Genomic DNA, 16,255 nt, shown 5'->3' with positions numbered 1-16,255 from the left:
AACCTGATGGAGCCAATACCCTGCAAAAAGTGGGTATCGGCCATTGGTCAGGTTTCTGTAGGTCCTTAGTTGTAAGGGACTGGCCAACCTAACTTCTGGTAAATGGCCTCTGATTTTTTATAAGCGACCCTAATTTCTTCCTTAAACTGTTCTTTGGATACAGAGAACTTTGCTGGTAGCTCATCGGTTAGTCTTTGTAGCTCTTCCCGCAGCAGAGCAACATCATTACTGCTACCAAACTCGTTATAGCCCAATGGTGTTGTATAATGCGGCAGGCTCGAGAGACGTGTTTTTATTTTTTGCCCCCCGTAAAGGTTGCTGCCATATCTAACAAAAAAATGTGCGAACATCAGAGCTTGGTTTTGCGCAATTTCTTCTAGATACACTCGGTATTCCTGATACTCCGGTAGTGCTTCAAGATCCTCCACTAAGCCACTGGCTTCTGCTTCAAGAGTTTTACAATCTTCTTCCAGAACATGCAGTCGTTTGACTTTTTCAAAGAAAGAGACGAAATACGACATTGATTCGGCTGAAAAAAGTGGATCAAGTATTTTATACAGTTGATACAGGCCATAGTGATAGCGAACAAGTTGCTGTCTGGTCATGGTTTCTTCTGTTATTGATCGCATGACAGGCGTTTGGCCAATGTCATTATGTAATGGTCTGGCAAAAGCTAGAACTTCTTTCATAAAACTAACTGGCCCACTGTCAGAAGTATTGGGGCTGGCTTGCGGTGTTACAGGAATAAGACCGTTTGTATTTGTTAGACGGGGAGAAGCAGTGCTGGTTGTACTTGCAGTAAAAGGAGCTTTCCTGTCAGAGTCATGGCCTGCTGATACAAAGATAGAGTCCTCATTTTGTACTCGCCTTTCCCTGTGCGGAAATGTTTTTGATTTTCCCTCTTCTTCCATTTCCTGAAAGCGCTGATGTTCAAGAGCATGGATAACAACCTCTTCTCCCTTTGTTGTTGCTTTTGTTTCTGATGGGCAACAGACAAACAGGAGCAGTAATAGAGGCGTATAACGTAAAAACAGGAAATCTACAGTATTAAGTTTCATCACTGAAATACCTTATTTGTTGTGTGCTGGCATCAGTAATTCAGGCGTATTTTTATGAAAGGAGTTTATGTAGGAAATAAAGTAGCCCATTTGCACGAGAGTCGATGGAATTTATTATAGAGTGAGAGACAGAGCTCTCACAATTTACCTGCCACTTGTCTTTTAAGTGAGTATTTCTGTTTTTTTTGAGCCCTCAAACACTTCGAGATCCAGCTCCCCTTCACTCTTCGATACAAGAATATTCACCATAATATCGCCGGTGATATTCACTGTTGTACGAGCCATGTCGAGTATTCGGTCTATGCCAGCAATCAGGGCAACACCTTCAACGGGCAGTCCAACTGTTGTAAGCACCAGAGTCAGCATAATCAGTCCACCGCCAGGGATACCAGCTGTACCGATAGATGCAAGAGTGGCCGTTGCGATAATGGTGAGGTAGTCCGCTGTCGCCAGGTCTATTCCATAGGCTTGGGCGATAAACAGAGTGGTAACCCCTTGGTACAAGGCTGTGCCATCCATATTAATGGTGGCTCCCAAAGGAAGAATAAAACTGGATGTGGACATAGGTGCCCCCAGCCTTTGGGAGCACCGCAAACTCACAGGCAGTGTTCCCGCGCTGCTGGATGTGGTGAAGGCAATAATCTGGGCATCGAAGACAACTTTGAAAAAACGTACCGGGCTGAGTTTTCCCAAAGATTTCAGGCAAAGAGCGTAGAAACCATACAAGTGCAGCAGGCAGGCAATATAAACAGCCACAATAACCTTGAAGAGTGGCAACAGCACATCCAAACCATAGGCTCCAGCTAGCCAGGCCATCAGTCCGAATACGCCATAAGGGGCGAACTTCATCACCATGCCAGTAAGTTTATACATGGCCTCTGCAAGACCTGCGAATACTGCGATTGCCGGTTTTCCTTTTTCACCTGTTGCCGTTAGCGCTATCCCCAGAGCAAGAGCAAAAATAATAATCTGCAGAATATCGCCTTTGGCCATGGACTGAACGGGATTCTGGGGAATCAGTCCAACAATGGTGCTGACGAGAGAAGGGGATTCCTGAGCAGCAGCTGGCTGCTGGGCAACCAGGCTAAGGTTGGCTCCGGGCTCCATAACATAACCAAACAGCAAACCAAGAGTTATGGCTATGGCTGTGGTCAGAATGTAAAAGGCCATGGTTTTCAGGCCTATGCGCCCCATCTTGGTGGTGTTCTCCATAGACGTTACTCCCACAACCAGGGAGCAGAACACCAGCGGTACAATCAGCATCTTAATGCCGTTAACAAACAACGTGCCTATAGGTTTGAGTTGCTGGGCTTGTGGACCAAGAAACGCACCAACAGCCAATCCAAGAACCATACCCACGATTATTTGTGACCAGATAGGAAGATTGTTCCAGCGTTGCCAGAGAGAAGGAGATGTATTGTCCGGGCCAGGGGGCGTGCTGTTAGCAGGTCCGATGGTCATTAAAAGTCTCCCGAATTATTAATTGGTGTTTTTAGGTATAGAAGCGCTAGGGGGCGTTCTCAATTAAACATCGAACTCAGCATTCCCGAGAGTTTCTATGGGTAGGCGCAGCGTTGCTGGAATGCTGCTTGCCTTTCAAAACGTTGCAACGCAGCCATAGGGACTCTCGGGAATGCCCTTTGGGTGGCTCTGAATGCCGTCACTCGCTGCGTCAGGCTTGTTCAATGTAGAATAACTACGATTGTCACAAGTCTTTCTAACGCCTGACGGCATTCAGAGCCACTGAGTCGTATGTTTAATTGAGAACGCCCCCTAGTTGTAAGAATAGAGGGCGCAGCCAGAAAAACCGGTTTCAGGATAGTTACAGAGCAGATATTGTTGCCAGAATAGAAATAACAGTGGTTTGAAAATGTCAGGTCAAAGTTTGCTGAACTTCCGCGAGTACGGCAGCAAAGGGGAGAAACTCCCCGTTATTATTCTTCACGGACTGTTTGGCAGTATGGACAATCTTGCGCCAGCGGCTCGCAGGGTGGCTGAAACCCGCTGGGTGATTACCGCAGATTTGAGAAATCACGGCCGCTCCTTCCATGATATGTCCATGACCTATTCCTTAATGGCAGAGGATGTACTCAGATTGATGAAACATCTGAGTATCGAAAAGGCTGTTGTGCTGGGTCACTCCATGGGAGGAAAAGTGGCAATGCAAATGGCTGCCATTGCTCCGGAGAAAATAGCGGCACTGGTGGTTGGTGATATTGCTCCGGTGGATTATCTACCCGGGCATGACAATGTGCTGAGTGCCCTGAGACACTACAAGCCTGAAGAAGCTCTTTCCAGAACTGATGCAGACAAGCAGTTTTCTGCACATATCCAAGAAGCGAGCGTCCGGCAATTGCTAATCAAAAACCTTATGCGAGATAAGGAGGGGAGGTTTGTCTGGCGTATCAATGCCGATGCGTTGTTGGAAAACTACGAGGAAATTCGGGCAGCACCAGCGTTCGGCAACAACCCGTTTGATAATCCGGTGTTGTTTGTGAAAGGAAGCGAATCAGAATACCTGTTGGCGGAGCATAAGCCTGTTATTGATCAACACTTTCCTAAAGCAAGCCTCAAGGTGATGACCGGCACTGGTCACTGGCTGCATGCAGAAAAACCAGACCTGTTTAACGGTATCGTTGAACGTTTTCTGGGCTCTGTTGATTAGATCCTGTTGACATAAATCAGCAGACGACTGGTGTCAGTGATACCAGTCTTCATCTTCTTCGAAGTCATCAAGGTCGTCTTCATCGTAATCATCACCCAGAGCGTCCTTCAAGTTCTTACGCTCAAAGTAGGTTTCGATTCCCTTACGAATACTGCGAGCTCTTTTACGCTTGCAGCGCTGCTGGGTGGATTTTTTACGGCGTAACTCCAATCCTTCAGGCAGGCCGTCATCGGGTGAGAGACTCTCAGAGTCTGTGGTTGCGCGAGGCATGGTCCAGGTCCTTTGTACTACTGTCTCAATTTCAACTTTAGAAAACAGTGATACGGACGAGGATGGGTTTGGTATATCTAATCAGAATAAGAGCTAAGATGCTGTTTTCACTGGGCTTTTAAGGGCAGGAAAACGTCAATATCCCGTCTGGGATTTATCCGGAGTCCAGGTGCCTGCCGGTAATCTGTGAACTTCTGTCTCAATAAGGCCATCCGGATAGAGCTTTAGCTTCCGGTACCCGGGCTGCAGATCATCAGTGGCAAAGTCTTCAGCATCAGGCTTGAACTGCACGCAGGTCGAAGGTATTCCCAGAATGCGCACGCCCTGATGATAAATATCCCGTTCCTGGTGGGTATGACCATGAATAATGGTCTGAACCTGAGGGTAGCCTTTTAATAAGGTCAGCACCGCTTCGCTGTTCCGAAGGGCAATATCATCAATCCAGCGACTGCCAACTGGAACCGGGTGGTGGTGCATGGCGACAAGGATAGGATGTTCCTGAAACGCAACTAGTTGGCTTTCAAATTTGTCGAGCTCGGCCGAAGACAGGGTTCCATACGTGGCACCATCAGTTTGGGTATTCAGCATAAGAACAACCCAGTTTCCAATGCGGATATGGTCTGGAAACAAGCCAGAAAAATCATTACCGGATTCTTTGACGACAGACATTTCATCGTGATTCCCGCGCAACCAGGCGCAGGGAGCCTTCAGAGTGGAGGTTACCTTCTGGCAGAACAGGTAAGACTCGAGGCTGTCATCCTGCGATATATCGCCGGTGACCAGGATCTGATCTATTGATGGTTCCCTGTCTTTGATCATGGAAACCACATTGGCAAACGAGTAACAGGTTCGAATGCCCATAAGGTCCCTGGACTCGTCTGCAAACAAGTGGCAATCACTCAGCTGGATCAGATTTACCGGACGCTGCAACAAGGTATTCGGCCTGTGTTATTGGTATTGATCAGTAGGAGCAAATCCTCAACACAGATAATAACGGTCAGCAAGGGCAGACTCCAGAGCTCTTGTCTGTTCTGTTAAGAGGTTGGCAGTGCTAATTGCTGCTCAGGGGATAATTGGCAGAGGATCTTTGGAGTAACCCGCAGACAAACAGTGCTGCAGCCACTCAGAAAGGAGTTTGTTCAGCTGGTGTTTTTCATCCGGCTGATGCATGTCAGGGTTTGGGTAGCTGTAGCGTGCATCCAACCCCCGATGGCGGTCTGCGACCATAACCTCTGCCATACGTACATCGTGATACATGCGAACAGTGAGATTGGGCAGAGACAGCCAGGAATGTAGAGGCTGTACCACAGATAAAGCCAGAAGAGTGGTATAGCGAGTTTGTTCAACAATCTTCAGGCAGGCTTCAGCGGTATGGCCGCCGACTTCGATCATGACAGTCTGGGTTGTGCCCGCATCACCACTTGGTGTGATCTGGCTCAGTTGCAGGTAGTTTTTCTCACAAACCGTCTGCAGCCCAACCAAGTCCACATGATAGCGTGGGCGTGACAGGTGTTTATTACGGGTTGTGTGCAAATACATGGTGTCGTTAATTCCTCAAGCCCTGTTTGTATTATAACTGGAAGCTTATATTGCTCTCATGTTTAAAAAATAGCCACTTGTACAATTTGGTAAGAAATATCAGTTTGGTTTTTCGGGGCTTAGTGTTATTTTTGCCCATTTGCAGGAAACCCCCTGCACTCTTCTCGCTGAAGCGTGGGGAATATAAGCAGTTTCCCGACAAGCGACTTTATCAGATACAGGACTGTGAATGATGGCATCCAAGCGATTGCTGGTCGGAATCAGTGCCGCGGTTATGGCACTGAGTGGGACTCTTCAAGCTCAGGAGTCTGCAGACCTCCTGAAGATTTATGAGCTGGCTCTGAAAAATGATGCCCAGCTGGCTGCGGCGCAGGCTTCCCTTAAAGCTTCTGAAGAAGCTGTTCCCCAGAGTCGAGCGGCACTGCTGCCTAACATTGGCTTAAATGCGCAGACAAACTCCAACCGTAACGCCATGCAGGACTCCAACTCGCTGCCTGATGGCGACCGGACTAATGACTGGAATAGTCATAGCTGGAGCGCAACCCTGACTCAGCCTTTGTTTAATCTTGAGTCCTGGTTCAACTTTGATCGTGCAGGGACTCTGACTGAGCAGGCTCGTCTGACTCTGGCTGTTGAAACTCAGAACCTGATTATGCGCACCTCTGAGGCTTACTTTAATGTGCTGCGTGCAGAAGATGCTCTGTCTACTGCACAGGCTGAAGAACGTGCGGTTCAGCGTCAGCTGGAACAGACCCAGCAGCGTTTTGAGGTTGGTTTGATCGCGGAGACAGATGTTCTGGAAGCCCGTGCTGCCTACGACTCTTCCCGTGTTGCCCGTATCCAGGCGAATAACGAAGTTTCTGTAGCCCTGGAAAATCTGCGCACCCTGACCAACATATACATTGGCGATCTGGTTAAACTGGACAAAACCATGCCAGTTGCCACTCCGGCTCCCTTGGTTGTTGAGCAGTGGGTGAACACTGCAGTCACTCAGAACCTGACTCTGCAAGCTGCCCGTAAAGGTGTGAAAGCTGCTGAAACTCAGGTAAAGGTTAGCCGTTCTGGGCACGCTCCAACCCTGAACGCAGTTGCTACTTATGGTCATAATGTTGATCCAACTACTGGCCGTACTTATAGCAATGGTTATACCTCCAACGGTAAAACCAATAGCACCACTTACAGCCTGCAGCTGAGTGTGCCTATTTTCAGTGGTGGCCTGACCAGCTCCAAGGTTCGTGAATCCGGTTACAGACTGGAGCAGAGCCAGATGGACTTTGATAACTCCCTGCGTCAGACCAGCGCTTCTACCCGTAACCTGTTCAATACAGTGAATGCTGATGTAGAACGTGTTGATGCTCGCTGTCAGGGTATTGTGTCTGCCAGCAGTGCATTGAAAGCCACTGAGAGTGGATACGAAGTGGGTACTCGTAACATCGTTGACGTTCTGGATGCTCAGAAGAGTCTCTACAGCGCCCAGCGTGATTACCTGAACGCTCGTTATGACTTCATTATTAATACGCTGAAACTGAAGCAGACTGCCGGTACTCTGAGCCCTCAGGATTTGAAAGACCTGAATGCCTGGATTCGTGCTGGTAAGGATGATGAGTTAACGCCTGTATGTAAGAGCGCTTAAGCTTTCTTGCATAAAGTTCGTTCCAAAAAGAAGCCGGGCTAAACCCGGCTTCTTTTTGTCTGAAACAAAAGCTTTTATTTTTCTATCAATGCCTGAGCCAGCATAAGCTGACGACTCAGGGCACCTTTGTTTTTATTCATAACTTCAAGAGCGGCACTGCCCGCATTCTGGGCTGCGTCCTGATCAGTCAGAATATATTCGGCATGTCGGGTTAATCCGGCGCTGGTATGTACAGTTGTTAAAGCTCCAGCTTCTTCCAGGGTGGCGGTAACTTCCTGGAAATTGAAAACATGAGGGCCAGAAACAATTGGCAAACCCAAGGCCGCGGGTTCCAGAGGATTATGGCCGCCATGTTCCACCAAACTTCCACCTACAAATGCCAGATCAGCAGTTGCGTACATACGCAGCAGTTCGCCCATAGTGTCTCCCAAAAGAACATCAGTCTCGGGAGTAACCGGATCATTGGTGCTGCGACGGCTGACATTCCATTCTTCGCTTTTCAGCAGTTCATACACCGAATCAAAACGTTCTGGATGTCTTGGCACCACGATCAGAAGCACATCGGATAATGTGCGGCTCAGATTCCGGAACGCTTCAATAATCTGCTCGTCTTCACTTTTATGGGTGCTGGCAGCAATCAGAATGCGGGCGTGTTCTGGGCGACCGGCCAGCCAGTTTTCCCGCAAGGTTTTACCTTCATTCCTCAAGGCTTCGGGAATATCCAGATCGTACTTCAGGGTTCCGGTAACCTGCATACGGGCCTTGGGGAATCCAAGCTCTATAAAGCGACGGGCATCGTCTTCAGTCTGTGCAGCAATAAAGGAAAGCTGCTGAAGCATATTGCGCGTTAGCGAGCCCAGTTTGCCGTAACCTTTGGCAGAGCGTTCAGATAGTCGGGCATTTGTGAGTAAAACAGGAATGTTGCGTTTATGGCAGGCGGCAATGGTGTTTGGCCAGAGTTCGGTTTCCATAACAACAGCCAGTTCCGGTTGAATACGCTTCAGGAAGCGACTGACAGAACAGGGGAGATCGTAAGGAGCGTAAACATGGAAAACGGTATCGCCATAAAGCTTTCTGACCTGCTCTGAACCGGTTGGGGTCATGGTTGTTACCACAATCCGGTGATCTGGGTACATGCTCTGCAGTTTCTTCACCAGCGGAGCCGCAGCAATGGATTCGCCTACGGAAACCGTGTGTATCCAGATACTCTTCTTACCGTCTGCTGGTGGTTTTATAAAGCCGAAACGTTCATGCCGGCGACGTGCATAAGCCGGAGCACTTTTGGCTCGATAGAGAAGGCGCAGGGCTACAAGAGGTAGACCAAGGTAGAAGATCAGGGTGTAGACAAAACGCGACATTGGAAACCGCTTTGGTGTAAGGGGCGGTTATTATCTGCAAGGAAAAGCTGGAGTACCAGAGGTTTAGATCATAAATACCGCAAGAAGTTTCATGGTTCAGACTATTGTCCAATATCTTCAATAGCCGGGTCGAAATACATTGTGATGCATCAACTCACTTTTTAACCAAATATATTTGGGAGGGTTTCCACGATGCAGTCACTACCAGGTTCCACTACTCAGCGAGATCTTCAGCGCACAACATCTTTGGGCAGTGTTAGCAGTGAAGAGGAAACCCCTAGCACGAAAATTCAAAGTGACTTTACGGTGCATTATGAATCTGTAGCGAATGTCACGGATTCAACTCCAAATGATGTTGTAGTAGAGAAGGCACAGGAGCCTGTCGCTGGTCTTGAGGTTGTTGCTATTTCCCACAAGAAAAAAGGTGTGCTCCGTTCAATGCTGAATTTCGGTCTGCGTGCCAGTTATATTGTTCGTAAGCCAATATCTGATTTCTGTGGAAGCATCGTTATTAATGTTGCTACCCACGTTGGTGCCAGCACTATCACAGGTTTGGGAATAGGGGCCAGCGTTGCAAAGTTCAATGGTTCTGGCAACAAGATGGCATTGCTTCAGGGGCTTATTGACGCAGGTGTCAGCGCAACATTTGGTGCTTTGAACGGAACAGTTTCCGGTATCATCCAGGGCGGCGTTCTTGCTTTTGAAGGTATGTTTTTCGGTCGAAATGGTCGTGAGGCCGTATATACCCACAAAGGTATTGAGCTGACTAGTTTTGAAAAAACTATGAAAGTGGTGCTGACCAGTCCTAAAACTCTGTTAAGAGCGGGTCTTGAGATTGGTCGCAGAGTTCGCATGAACAGAAACCAAACTGTTTGATAAATACCCAGCCAGCCCTGATTTCAGGGCTGGCACTTGTTTTCCTTGTATCTGCTTCCTTCCGCCCTTATATATAGCCACCGAAATCTTCTTTATCTGACAGGTAGCTAACAGCTAATGAACCATGTCATTGATGCTGACGTAACAATTGTCGGCGGTGGTATTGCAGGCCTGTGGTTATTCCGGCGCCTGAATAATATGGGCTACAAAGCCCTCCTTCTTGAAAATGAAACTCTGGGCGGTGGGCAAACTATCAAATCCCAGGGCATTATCCATGGCGGTATTAAGTATGCGCTGTCTGGAAACCTGACCAAAGCATCAGAATGCATTGCCGGTATGCCAGCACGCTGGTTGTCGGCCATCAAAGGGGAAGGTGAACTGGACCTGACCTCTGTTCGTATTCTTTCCGATCACCAGTTTATGTGGACGCCTGGTGGTTTTGGCTCCCGTATGGCGGCGTTCTTTGGTAGTAAGGCTTTGCGTGGCCGGGTTGATCCCGTAACCCGAGATGAGCTGCCAGAAGCATTCAACACTCCAGCCTTTAAAGGCAAGCTCTACAAGCTGAATGAAAGCGTTCTGGATATTGAGTCTGTTGTTCGTGCCCTTATTGCTGGTCTGGAAGATCGCATTATTCATGTGGATTGGGAAAACAACACCACACTCAAGCTGAATGAAGACAAGTCTATTGCCGGCATTGAAATGGTGCGTGGCGATGATCACTACACCATTGATGCCAAGCAGTATGTGTTCACAGCTGGTGAAGGTACCGGTGATTTGCTGGAACGCTTGCAGCTGGAATCTCCAACCATGCAGCTGCGTCCGTTGCACATGGTGATGGTGGAGCATGACTTCCCGCATCCTGTTTACGCTCACTGTGTAAGCACAGATATTGTTCCCCGTTTAACCATGACCAGCCATCCTTCCGAAAATGGTCGTTGGGTTTGGTATATGGGCGGTGAACTGGCTGAATCTGGCGTGAAGCGTGATGCTGATGAACAAATCGCACTGGGCAAGAAAGAGCTGAAGAAGCTGATGCCCTGGGTTGATCTGGGCAAAGCGCGCTGGGGAACTCTGCGGGTTAACCGTGCAGAGCCTAAGCAGAACAAACTGCTGCGTCCTGATGCGGCATATTGCAAGCAGGTTCAGAATGGCATGGTTACCTGGCCAACCAAACTGGCACTGGCTCCAAATCTTGCTGACGAAGTGATTCGTAACCTTGAAGCGAAAGGCATTAAGCCTCAGGGTAACGAAGGCTTTATTGCGCCAAACCAACCTCGCCCGGAAGTGACTAAGCCTTTCTGGGAAGGTCGTTTGCAGGACTGTTAAGGGATTCACCTATGGAAAACCACTGGCTGCGCTCTGTTGCAGATACCGGGCTTAAGGTATCCGCCGTTGGCTTTGGCACGGTAAAGCTTGGTCGTAATGAACAGGTGAAGTACCCAAGCTCTTTTAAAATTCCTGATGATGCTGAGGCTCTAAACCTTCTGGCGCAGGCGCAAGAACTGGGGATTAACTTGCTGGACACTGCGCCGGCTTACGGCACCAGTGAAGAGCGTCTGGGTAAGCTTCTTAAGGGGCAGCGTGACCAGTGGGTGATCTGCAGTAAAGTGGGTGAAGAGTTCGAAAACGGGCAATCCCATTTTGATTTCACTCCTGAACATATCCGTTTCAGTGTTGAGCGCAGCCTTAAGCGTTTGAACACCGATTGTGTGGATATGGTTCTGGTGCATTCTGATGGCAATGATGTTGATGTGATTCGTCGTTATGGTTGTCTGGAAGTGCTGGAAGACCTGAAAAAAGAAGGGCTGATTCGTGCCAGCGGCATGTCTACCAAAACGGTGGAAGGCGGCATTCTGGCTCTGGAACAGTCTGACTGTGCCATGGTCACCTGGAATCTGAATGAGCAGAGCGAAAAGGCTGTGCTCGACTTTGCACATCAGCACAATAAGTCCATTCTGGTAAAGAAGGCTTTGGCCAGTGGACATCTTTGCAGTGAAGGCGAAGATCCGGTGAAAGCCAGTATGGATTTTGTGTTTTCACATCCTGGCGTGACCAGCGCGGTTTTGGGAACTATTAACCTGAAACATATGCGCCAGAATGTGGATGCTGTGAAAGCGACGTTTTAAAGCTTCAGGAAAACTATGTCTCAATGTCTGCGCAGGGAGCCTGCAGATCATTTCCGTACTTGCCGGGTCAGCCTGAGCGCAGATGGTGATATCTGCGCTTACGGTGATTTGCTCACTTTTGCTGAAGTTCAAGCCTTGCGTAAGGCTGGAGTCATTCAGGAAAAAGAAAGCAAGCAGGTATTCGCTAATCTCGGTGTTTCACTGCAGTTGACGATTCGCCATGGCTCGCGTCGGGCATTGGTGCTGGTGGAGCAGAATGGAATTCTGAAGCTGGTGTCCGGCTATGTGCCAACGGAACATCTGGCGAATCCATTAACAACCGCCTGGGCAGAACTTATGGAAGAAGTTCTGCCGTTTTCCGGTGACCAGTGTTCTGGGTACTCCTCAGAAGGGCAGCCTTTGGTTGACCCTTATGAGTTAGATCGTCAGTCTTTTCTTCCGGTGACGACATCGATTTTTTTATTTGAACATTCGGATGAAAGCTACAGATTTGAAGGTAAGCCTTTAACCTGGCCAGTCTCTGGTTATGTTCATTCTCCCACTGCCAGTTTACAGCTGGTATTCCCTGTTGATGTGGTTTTGCCGGAAGAAGTAACTTTGCTTCATGTGGAAGACAGTCTTGATTCTGTCTCTGGTGAGCTGCTCAGTGTTCTTGATGAAAACTCTTATGTTGTTCTGATGGAGTTGGATGAGAACAGTCTGCCAACTGGAGAGTTATTTACGTTGAACGGTGGTTATTGGAATCCTTTCGCTAAAGAGAAATTACAACTCTCAGAATTTTTTTATGGTCCTGCCCAACGTTTAGTCCGTCCTTTCCTAGACTGAATAGAATCATTACAACATTCTGGTCGGGAACAGGCATGCTTGGTGCTCTTTATATTCTGGCAATAACTGTTGAAGGTATGTCTGGTGCACTGGCTGCTGGCCGAAGGAATATGGATCCTGTTGGTGTCATTTTTATTGCCTGCTGCACAGCTATTGGTGGTGGTTCAGTCCGTGATGTACTGATAGGAAACTACCCTCTGGTTTGGGTCGCCAATCCGTTGTTCCTGATCATAATTATCACAGCCGCGATGCTCACCATTTATATCAGCCGCTGGATGCGCTATCTCAGAAGAGCGTTCCTTATTCTGGATGGGATAGGTCTGATGACCTTCACAGTTATTGGAGTGCAGAAAACACTGGCTCTTGGCCACAATTGGTTTATTGCTGCGTTAATGGGCGTTTTCACCGGTGTGTTTGGTGGAATTATTCGGGATGTTATGTGTAACCGGGTGCCGCTGGTCTTTCGCGCTGAACTTTATGCAAGTATTGCTTTTGCCGCAGCCTGGCTATACATCGGTTTGTTACAAACGGAATTGCCCAGCTGGATCAGTATTGTACTCACAATTGTTTTAGGTTTTGCCTTCCGCTATGCAGCGATAGTAAAAGAGTGGGAGTTGCCACGGTTTTACTATCGCCATAACAGCTGGCACTGACTTCATTTATGGCCGCCAGAACGGCTTCTCAACTTCCTTGCTCACTTCATAACGGGTTACGCCCATATCCTTGAGCATGTGATCTGACAGGGTGGCTAGCTGTTTACGCTGCTTTGAGCGACTTCTCCAGATGTGGTAGCGCCGAACAATCCGGCGGGCAACACTGTTCTTAACCTGACTCTCTTCACTCCTGTTCATTGTTTTTCTCTCCTGTCAGTGGAGAGTAAAGGTTAAAGCTGGCACACTATTCGAGACAGATTCAGATAACTAGAAAAATAAACAGTACAGAAGGGAGTGGGTTTGATCTGTCATGGTCTTTGACGGTCAAATCTGTCATGTTTATGGGACGACCCAAGCTCTATGAGGCTGCGGCAGACAAACTGCTGGAGCAGATACGTGGTGGCCTTTTCCAGCCCGGCCAGCGTTTACCTTCCGTTCGTGACCTATCCCGGCAGATGCAGCGCAGTATTGCCACGATTCAGCAGATGTACTTTTTACTGGAGCGCAGAGGTTGGGTAGAGGCCCGCCCTCGCTCGGGATATTTTGTATGTGACCCTTTGCCTGATCAGGATGAACCTCCGCGGCTAACCCGTTCAAGGCTGGTGCCCTGTAATGTTTCCCAGTGGCGTCTGGCTCTGAATTCTACCAGCCATAATCCTGGTGATATTCCCCATCAATTTGGTCGTGCGACTCCAGACCTGACTTTAAGCTCGATTACCCCCGTGAAACGCTATCTGGCAGATATGACCCGTGCTGCCAATCCTGCAGGTTTGGGATACGGTGCGTTGCAAGGTGTTGATGAACTTCGGGTACAGATTGCCCGGCGGATGGTGGGAGCCGGATGTCATACAAAGCCTCAGGATGTTTTGATTACCACTGGTTGTCAGGAAGCTATTATCTGCGCTTTGCAGGCAGTGACCAAACCGGGAGATATTGTTGCGATAGATTCTCCAACGTATTACGCCATTATTCAGGCCCTTGAAGCCCTGCATCTTAAGGCATTGGAGATTCCCTGCGACCCTGTACATGGCATGAGTATGGGCGCTTTGGAGATGGCATTGGAGCAGTGGGATGTGAAAGCCTGTGTGGTTACACCGAACTTTGGTAATCCTCTGGGTTGCTTTATGCCCAAGAAAAATAAAGAGCGTATGGTCGAGCTGGCGCGCCGACACGATATAGCCCTTATCGAAGATGATATTTATTCGGAGCTGGATTACCGGCCAGGTCGTCCACGGGCGATCAAAGCTTATGATACCGATGGTCGAGTGATTCTGGTGTCCTCTTTTTCCAAAGTAATCGCGCCGGGGTTGTCTGTTGGCTGGATAGTTCCGGGTCGCTACTTTGAACAGGTTGAACAGCAGAAATATATTACCAGCCTGACTACACCTGTTTTGCCTCAACTGGCGCTTGCTAGGTTTCTTCAGAGTGGCGATTACGACCGGCATCTACGCCGTATAAAACTGCTTTATCAGCAAAGGCGGGATGTTGTTCGTGGATTAATAAAAAAACACTTTCCGGAAGGAACTAGGGCGACCTGTCCGAAAGGTGGAATTCTGTTGTGGATAGAGCTGCCTGAAGGGGTGGATGCCAAGGAGTTATCCCGCCAGGCGTTGATTAATGGCATCAGTATTGCCCCGGGGCCGATGTTCACTGTTGATTGTAAGTATGAGAATTATATTCGCCTCTGTTTTGGATCAATTGCCAAAGAGTCTGATCATAACGCGGTGAAACGTTTGGGAAAGCTTGTTTATCAGGCGTTGAATACTTCCAGAAAGGATCAAGAAGAAGCTGTTGTTTGAGTCTCGCTGAAAGTTTAAGCAGGTTAGCTAATTCGGTAGACTCGCCCTACAACAATTTTGAGTAGTAGAACAATAATGGCAGTTTCACGCCGAAATCTTTTAAAGGGCGCGGTTGCTCTTGGAGTGGGAATTCCAGCTCTGCGCTGGCTGGTCAGTGAAGAGAAGGTTTATCGGGAATATACCCTTACTGCAGCACCAGCAGATATCGAACTTGTTCCAGGCCATATCACACCAGCCTTGTGTTTTGATGGTGGTTTTCCCGCAACAGTTATCCGCGCTAAGCAGGGCGAGCCGATTCGTATACGATTTGTGAATAACCTTTCTGAGCCAACAACCATTCACTGGCATGGCTTGCGTATTCCTATTGAAATGGATGGTGTGCCGTTTCTGTCCCAGCCGCCAATCATGCCGGGTGAAGAGTTTGTTTATGAGTTTACTCCGCCTGATGCTGGCACTTTTTGGTATCACCCCCATGTCAACAGCACCGTTCAGCTTGGCAAAGGTTTGGTGGGAGCGATTATTGTTGAGGAAAAGAAAGAACCTCGATTTGATGCAGATCTTCCTCTGTGCCTGAAGAACTGGCATATCGATGAGCAGGGGCAGTTTACGGAGTTTTCCATTCCCCGCTATGCGGCCCGTATGGGAACCCCTGGTCGTTTTCAAACGGTTAATGGAAAGCATAAACCTGTTGAAACAATTCCAGCAGGTGGCTGGGTACGGCTGCGTTTTCTGAATGTGGATAACACCGTTCTTTACCGATTGAAGCTTGAAGAACTGGAAGCTTGGGTGATTGCGCGAGACGGTAATCCTATTGCCCAGCCCACTAAACTAGAGCATTACGATATTGCTCCGGGGATGCGAGTCGATATTGCTTTCAGGGCTCCCGATGAAATAGGCAAAGAGGTGAAAGTCAAAAATGGCAAAGGCAAATTGTTCTTTGATTTGATGACACTGAAAACCGCTGATATGGGGATGCCTTTGTGCAAATCCATGCCCCGTCTTCCGTTGAACCCATTACCGGAACCCGATATTGAGGACGCAGAAGTCATTCCTTTTGTTTTTGAGTGGGCTGGTGCCATTACTCCTGTGGATAAACTCGGCAAGTCAAAGCATGACTTCTGGGTTATGAATAAACGAGCATGGGAGGGGATGTCGGCAGACAATATTCCTGAGCCTTTAGCAAAGCTGGAGTTGGGAAAAACGTATATTTTTGAGCTGGCTAATGTGACACCTGTGAAGCACCCCATACACCTGCATGGCCATACCTGGACGGTGCTGTCTTCCAGCAAAAAGAAAATCACGCCGTTTCATACCGATACCGTTCTACTGGAAAAGAATGAGCGGGTACGGTGTGCATTTGTGGCAGATAACCCCGGTCGATGGATGTACCACTGCCATGTGATTGAACACATGAAAACCGGCTTGATGGGATATATCGAAGTTTCCTGAAGCC

General features: G+C 48.4%; 16 protein-coding genes. 9 read left to right on the top strand and 7 right to left on the bottom strand.

What is annotated here, in order from left to right; translation table 11 throughout:
* Nucleotides 1-65 precede the first annotated feature (65 nt).
* Both ACY2RR_RS01415 and ACY2RR_RS01410 read right to left on the bottom strand, forming a co-directional pair.
* Nucleotides 66-1,058, bottom strand: coding sequence for a biliverdin-producing heme oxygenase (locus tag ACY2RR_RS01415; protein ID WP_490106346.1), 993 nt, complete (start codon nt 1,056-1,058; stop codon nt 66-68).
* Nucleotides 1,059-1,220: 162 nt separating this feature from the next.
* Nucleotides 1,221-2,519, bottom strand: coding sequence for a dicarboxylate/amino acid:cation symporter (locus ACY2RR_RS01410; RefSeq protein ID WP_490106345.1), 1,299 nt, complete (start codon nt 2,517-2,519; stop codon nt 1,221-1,223).
* Between the two features lie 409 nt (nt 2,520-2,928).
* Here ACY2RR_RS01410 and ACY2RR_RS01405 point away from each other — a divergent pair, with 409 nt between their 5' ends.
* Nucleotides 2,929-3,723, top strand: a complete 795-nt coding sequence (locus tag ACY2RR_RS01405; RefSeq protein WP_490106344.1) for an alpha/beta fold hydrolase — start codon at nt 2,929-2,931, stop codon at nt 3,721-3,723.
* A gap of 33 nt (nt 3,724-3,756) precedes the next feature.
* On the opposite strand, the gene ACY2RR_RS01400 is transcribed toward ACY2RR_RS01405, so the two are convergent.
* The 3 genes from ACY2RR_RS01400 to ACY2RR_RS01390 form a co-directional block, all read right to left on the bottom strand.
* Nucleotides 3,757-3,993 carry a PA3496 family putative envelope integrity protein gene (locus ACY2RR_RS01400; RefSeq protein WP_490106343.1) on the bottom strand — a complete coding sequence of 79 codons (237 nt, stop codon included), beginning with the start codon at nt 3,991-3,993 and terminating at the stop codon, nt 3,757-3,759.
* Nucleotides 3,994-4,128: 135 nt separating this feature from the next.
* The gene (gene cpdA, locus ACY2RR_RS01395; RefSeq protein WP_490106342.1) at nt 4,129-4,923 is read right to left on the bottom strand and encodes a 3',5'-cyclic-AMP phosphodiesterase; all 795 of its coding nucleotides are present in this window, start codon (nt 4,921-4,923) and stop codon (nt 4,129-4,131) included.
* Between the two features lie 132 nt (nt 4,924-5,055).
* A complete protein-coding gene (locus ACY2RR_RS01390) occupies nt 5,056-5,532 on the bottom strand; it encodes a DUF1249 domain-containing protein (RefSeq protein WP_490106341.1) in 477 nt (158 codons plus the stop codon).
* 229 nt (nt 5,533-5,761) lie between these two features.
* On the opposite strand from ACY2RR_RS01390, the gene ACY2RR_RS01385 reads away from it, so the two are divergent.
* On the top strand, nt 5,762-7,165 hold the full coding sequence (locus ACY2RR_RS01385; RefSeq protein ID WP_490106340.1) for a TolC family outer membrane protein: 1,404 nt from the start codon (nt 5,762-5,764) through the stop codon (nt 7,163-7,165).
* Nucleotides 7,166-7,239: 74 nt separating this feature from the next.
* Here the strand turns inward: ACY2RR_RS01385 and waaA are convergent, their stop codons facing one another.
* On the bottom strand, nt 7,240-8,523 hold the full coding sequence (gene waaA, locus ACY2RR_RS01380; protein WP_490106339.1) for a lipid IV(A) 3-deoxy-D-manno-octulosonic acid transferase: 1,284 nt from the start codon (nt 8,521-8,523) through the stop codon (nt 7,240-7,242).
* A gap of 192 nt (nt 8,524-8,715) precedes the next feature.
* Between waaA and ACY2RR_RS01375 the strand changes: the two genes are divergently transcribed.
* The 5 genes from ACY2RR_RS01375 (at nt 8,716) to ACY2RR_RS01355 (ending at nt 13,003) form a co-directional block, all read left to right on the top strand.
* Nucleotides 8,716-9,399: a hypothetical protein gene (locus ACY2RR_RS01375; protein WP_490106338.1), complete on the top strand. Its 684-nt coding sequence runs from the start codon at nt 8,716-8,718 to the stop codon at nt 9,397-9,399.
* Nucleotides 9,400-9,516: 117 nt separating this feature from the next.
* Nucleotides 9,517-10,725 (top strand): NAD(P)/FAD-dependent oxidoreductase, encoded by a 1,209-nt coding sequence (locus ACY2RR_RS01370; RefSeq protein ID WP_490106337.1) that lies wholly within the window; start codon nt 9,517-9,519, stop codon nt 10,723-10,725.
* 11 nt (nt 10,726-10,736) lie between these two features.
* Nucleotides 10,737-11,525 (top strand): aldo/keto reductase, encoded by a 789-nt coding sequence (locus tag ACY2RR_RS01365; protein WP_490106336.1) that lies wholly within the window; start codon nt 10,737-10,739, stop codon nt 11,523-11,525.
* Nucleotides 11,526-11,540: 15 nt separating this feature from the next.
* Nucleotides 11,541-12,350: a hypothetical protein gene (locus tag ACY2RR_RS01360; protein ID WP_490106335.1), complete on the top strand. Its 810-nt coding sequence runs from the start codon at nt 11,541-11,543 to the stop codon at nt 12,348-12,350.
* A gap of 35 nt (nt 12,351-12,385) precedes the next feature.
* Complete coding sequence (locus ACY2RR_RS01355) at nt 12,386-13,003, top strand: trimeric intracellular cation channel family protein (protein WP_490106334.1); 618 nt, start codon at nt 12,386-12,388, stop codon at nt 13,001-13,003.
* 6 nt (nt 13,004-13,009) lie between these two features.
* On the opposite strand, the gene ACY2RR_RS01350 is transcribed toward ACY2RR_RS01355, so the two are convergent.
* Complete coding sequence (locus ACY2RR_RS01350; protein WP_490106333.1) at nt 13,010-13,201, bottom strand: DUF1127 domain-containing protein; 192 nt, start codon at nt 13,199-13,201, stop codon at nt 13,010-13,012.
* A gap of 143 nt (nt 13,202-13,344) precedes the next feature.
* Between ACY2RR_RS01350 and ACY2RR_RS01345 the strand changes: the two genes are divergently transcribed.
* The gene (locus ACY2RR_RS01345; protein WP_490106332.1) at nt 13,345-14,802 is read left to right on the top strand and encodes an aminotransferase-like domain-containing protein; all 1,458 of its coding nucleotides are present in this window, start codon (nt 13,345-13,347) and stop codon (nt 14,800-14,802) included.
* Nucleotides 14,803-14,877: 75 nt separating this feature from the next.
* Complete coding sequence (locus tag ACY2RR_RS01340; RefSeq protein ID WP_490106331.1) at nt 14,878-16,251, top strand: multicopper oxidase family protein; 1,374 nt, start codon at nt 14,878-14,880, stop codon at nt 16,249-16,251.
* Nucleotides 16,252-16,255: the final 4 nt, after the last annotated feature.

It is taken from the genome of Parendozoicomonas sp. 2304DJ65-17 (genome assembly GCF_058148445.1).
The sequence above is the reverse complement of the archived record's forward strand: the minus strand, read 5'-3'. Positions and strand labels throughout refer to the sequence as shown.

What these genes read in the sequence shown, in the direction of transcription:
- ACY2RR_RS01415 (WP_490106346.1), bottom strand. Translation starts at nt 1,058, where the DNA reads ATGAAACTTAATACTGTAGATTTCCTGTTTTTACGTTATACGCCTCTA.
- ACY2RR_RS01410 (WP_490106345.1), bottom strand. Translation starts at nt 2,519, where the DNA reads ATGACCATCGGACCTGCTAACAGCACGCCCCCTGGCCCGGACAATACA.
- ACY2RR_RS01405 (WP_490106344.1), top strand. Translation starts at nt 2,929, where the DNA reads ATGTCAGGTCAAAGTTTGCTGAACTTCCGCGAGTACGGCAGCAAAGGG.
- ACY2RR_RS01400 (WP_490106343.1), bottom strand. Translation starts at nt 3,993, where the DNA reads ATGCCTCGCGCAACCACAGACTCTGAGAGTCTCTCACCCGATGACGGC.
- ACY2RR_RS01390 (WP_490106341.1), bottom strand. Translation starts at nt 5,532, where the DNA reads ATGTATTTGCACACAACCCGTAATAAACACCTGTCACGCCCACGCTAT.
- ACY2RR_RS01385 (WP_490106340.1), top strand. Translation starts at nt 5,762, where the DNA reads ATGATGGCATCCAAGCGATTGCTGGTCGGAATCAGTGCCGCGGTTATG.
- waaA (WP_490106339.1), bottom strand. Translation starts at nt 8,523, where the DNA reads ATGTCGCGTTTTGTCTACACCCTGATCTTCTACCTTGGTCTACCTCTT.
- ACY2RR_RS01375 (WP_490106338.1), top strand. Translation starts at nt 8,716, where the DNA reads ATGCAGTCACTACCAGGTTCCACTACTCAGCGAGATCTTCAGCGCACA.
- ACY2RR_RS01370 (WP_490106337.1), top strand. Translation starts at nt 9,517, where the DNA reads ATGAACCATGTCATTGATGCTGACGTAACAATTGTCGGCGGTGGTATT.
- ACY2RR_RS01365 (WP_490106336.1), top strand. Translation starts at nt 10,737, where the DNA reads ATGGAAAACCACTGGCTGCGCTCTGTTGCAGATACCGGGCTTAAGGTA.
- ACY2RR_RS01360 (WP_490106335.1), top strand. Translation starts at nt 11,541, where the DNA reads ATGTCTCAATGTCTGCGCAGGGAGCCTGCAGATCATTTCCGTACTTGC.
- ACY2RR_RS01355 (WP_490106334.1), top strand. Translation starts at nt 12,386, where the DNA reads ATGCTTGGTGCTCTTTATATTCTGGCAATAACTGTTGAAGGTATGTCT.
- ACY2RR_RS01350 (WP_490106333.1), bottom strand. Translation starts at nt 13,201, where the DNA reads ATGAACAGGAGTGAAGAGAGTCAGGTTAAGAACAGTGTTGCCCGCCGG.
- ACY2RR_RS01345 (WP_490106332.1), top strand. Translation starts at nt 13,345, where the DNA reads ATGGGACGACCCAAGCTCTATGAGGCTGCGGCAGACAAACTGCTGGAG.
- ACY2RR_RS01340 (WP_490106331.1), top strand. Translation starts at nt 14,878, where the DNA reads ATGGCAGTTTCACGCCGAAATCTTTTAAAGGGCGCGGTTGCTCTTGGA.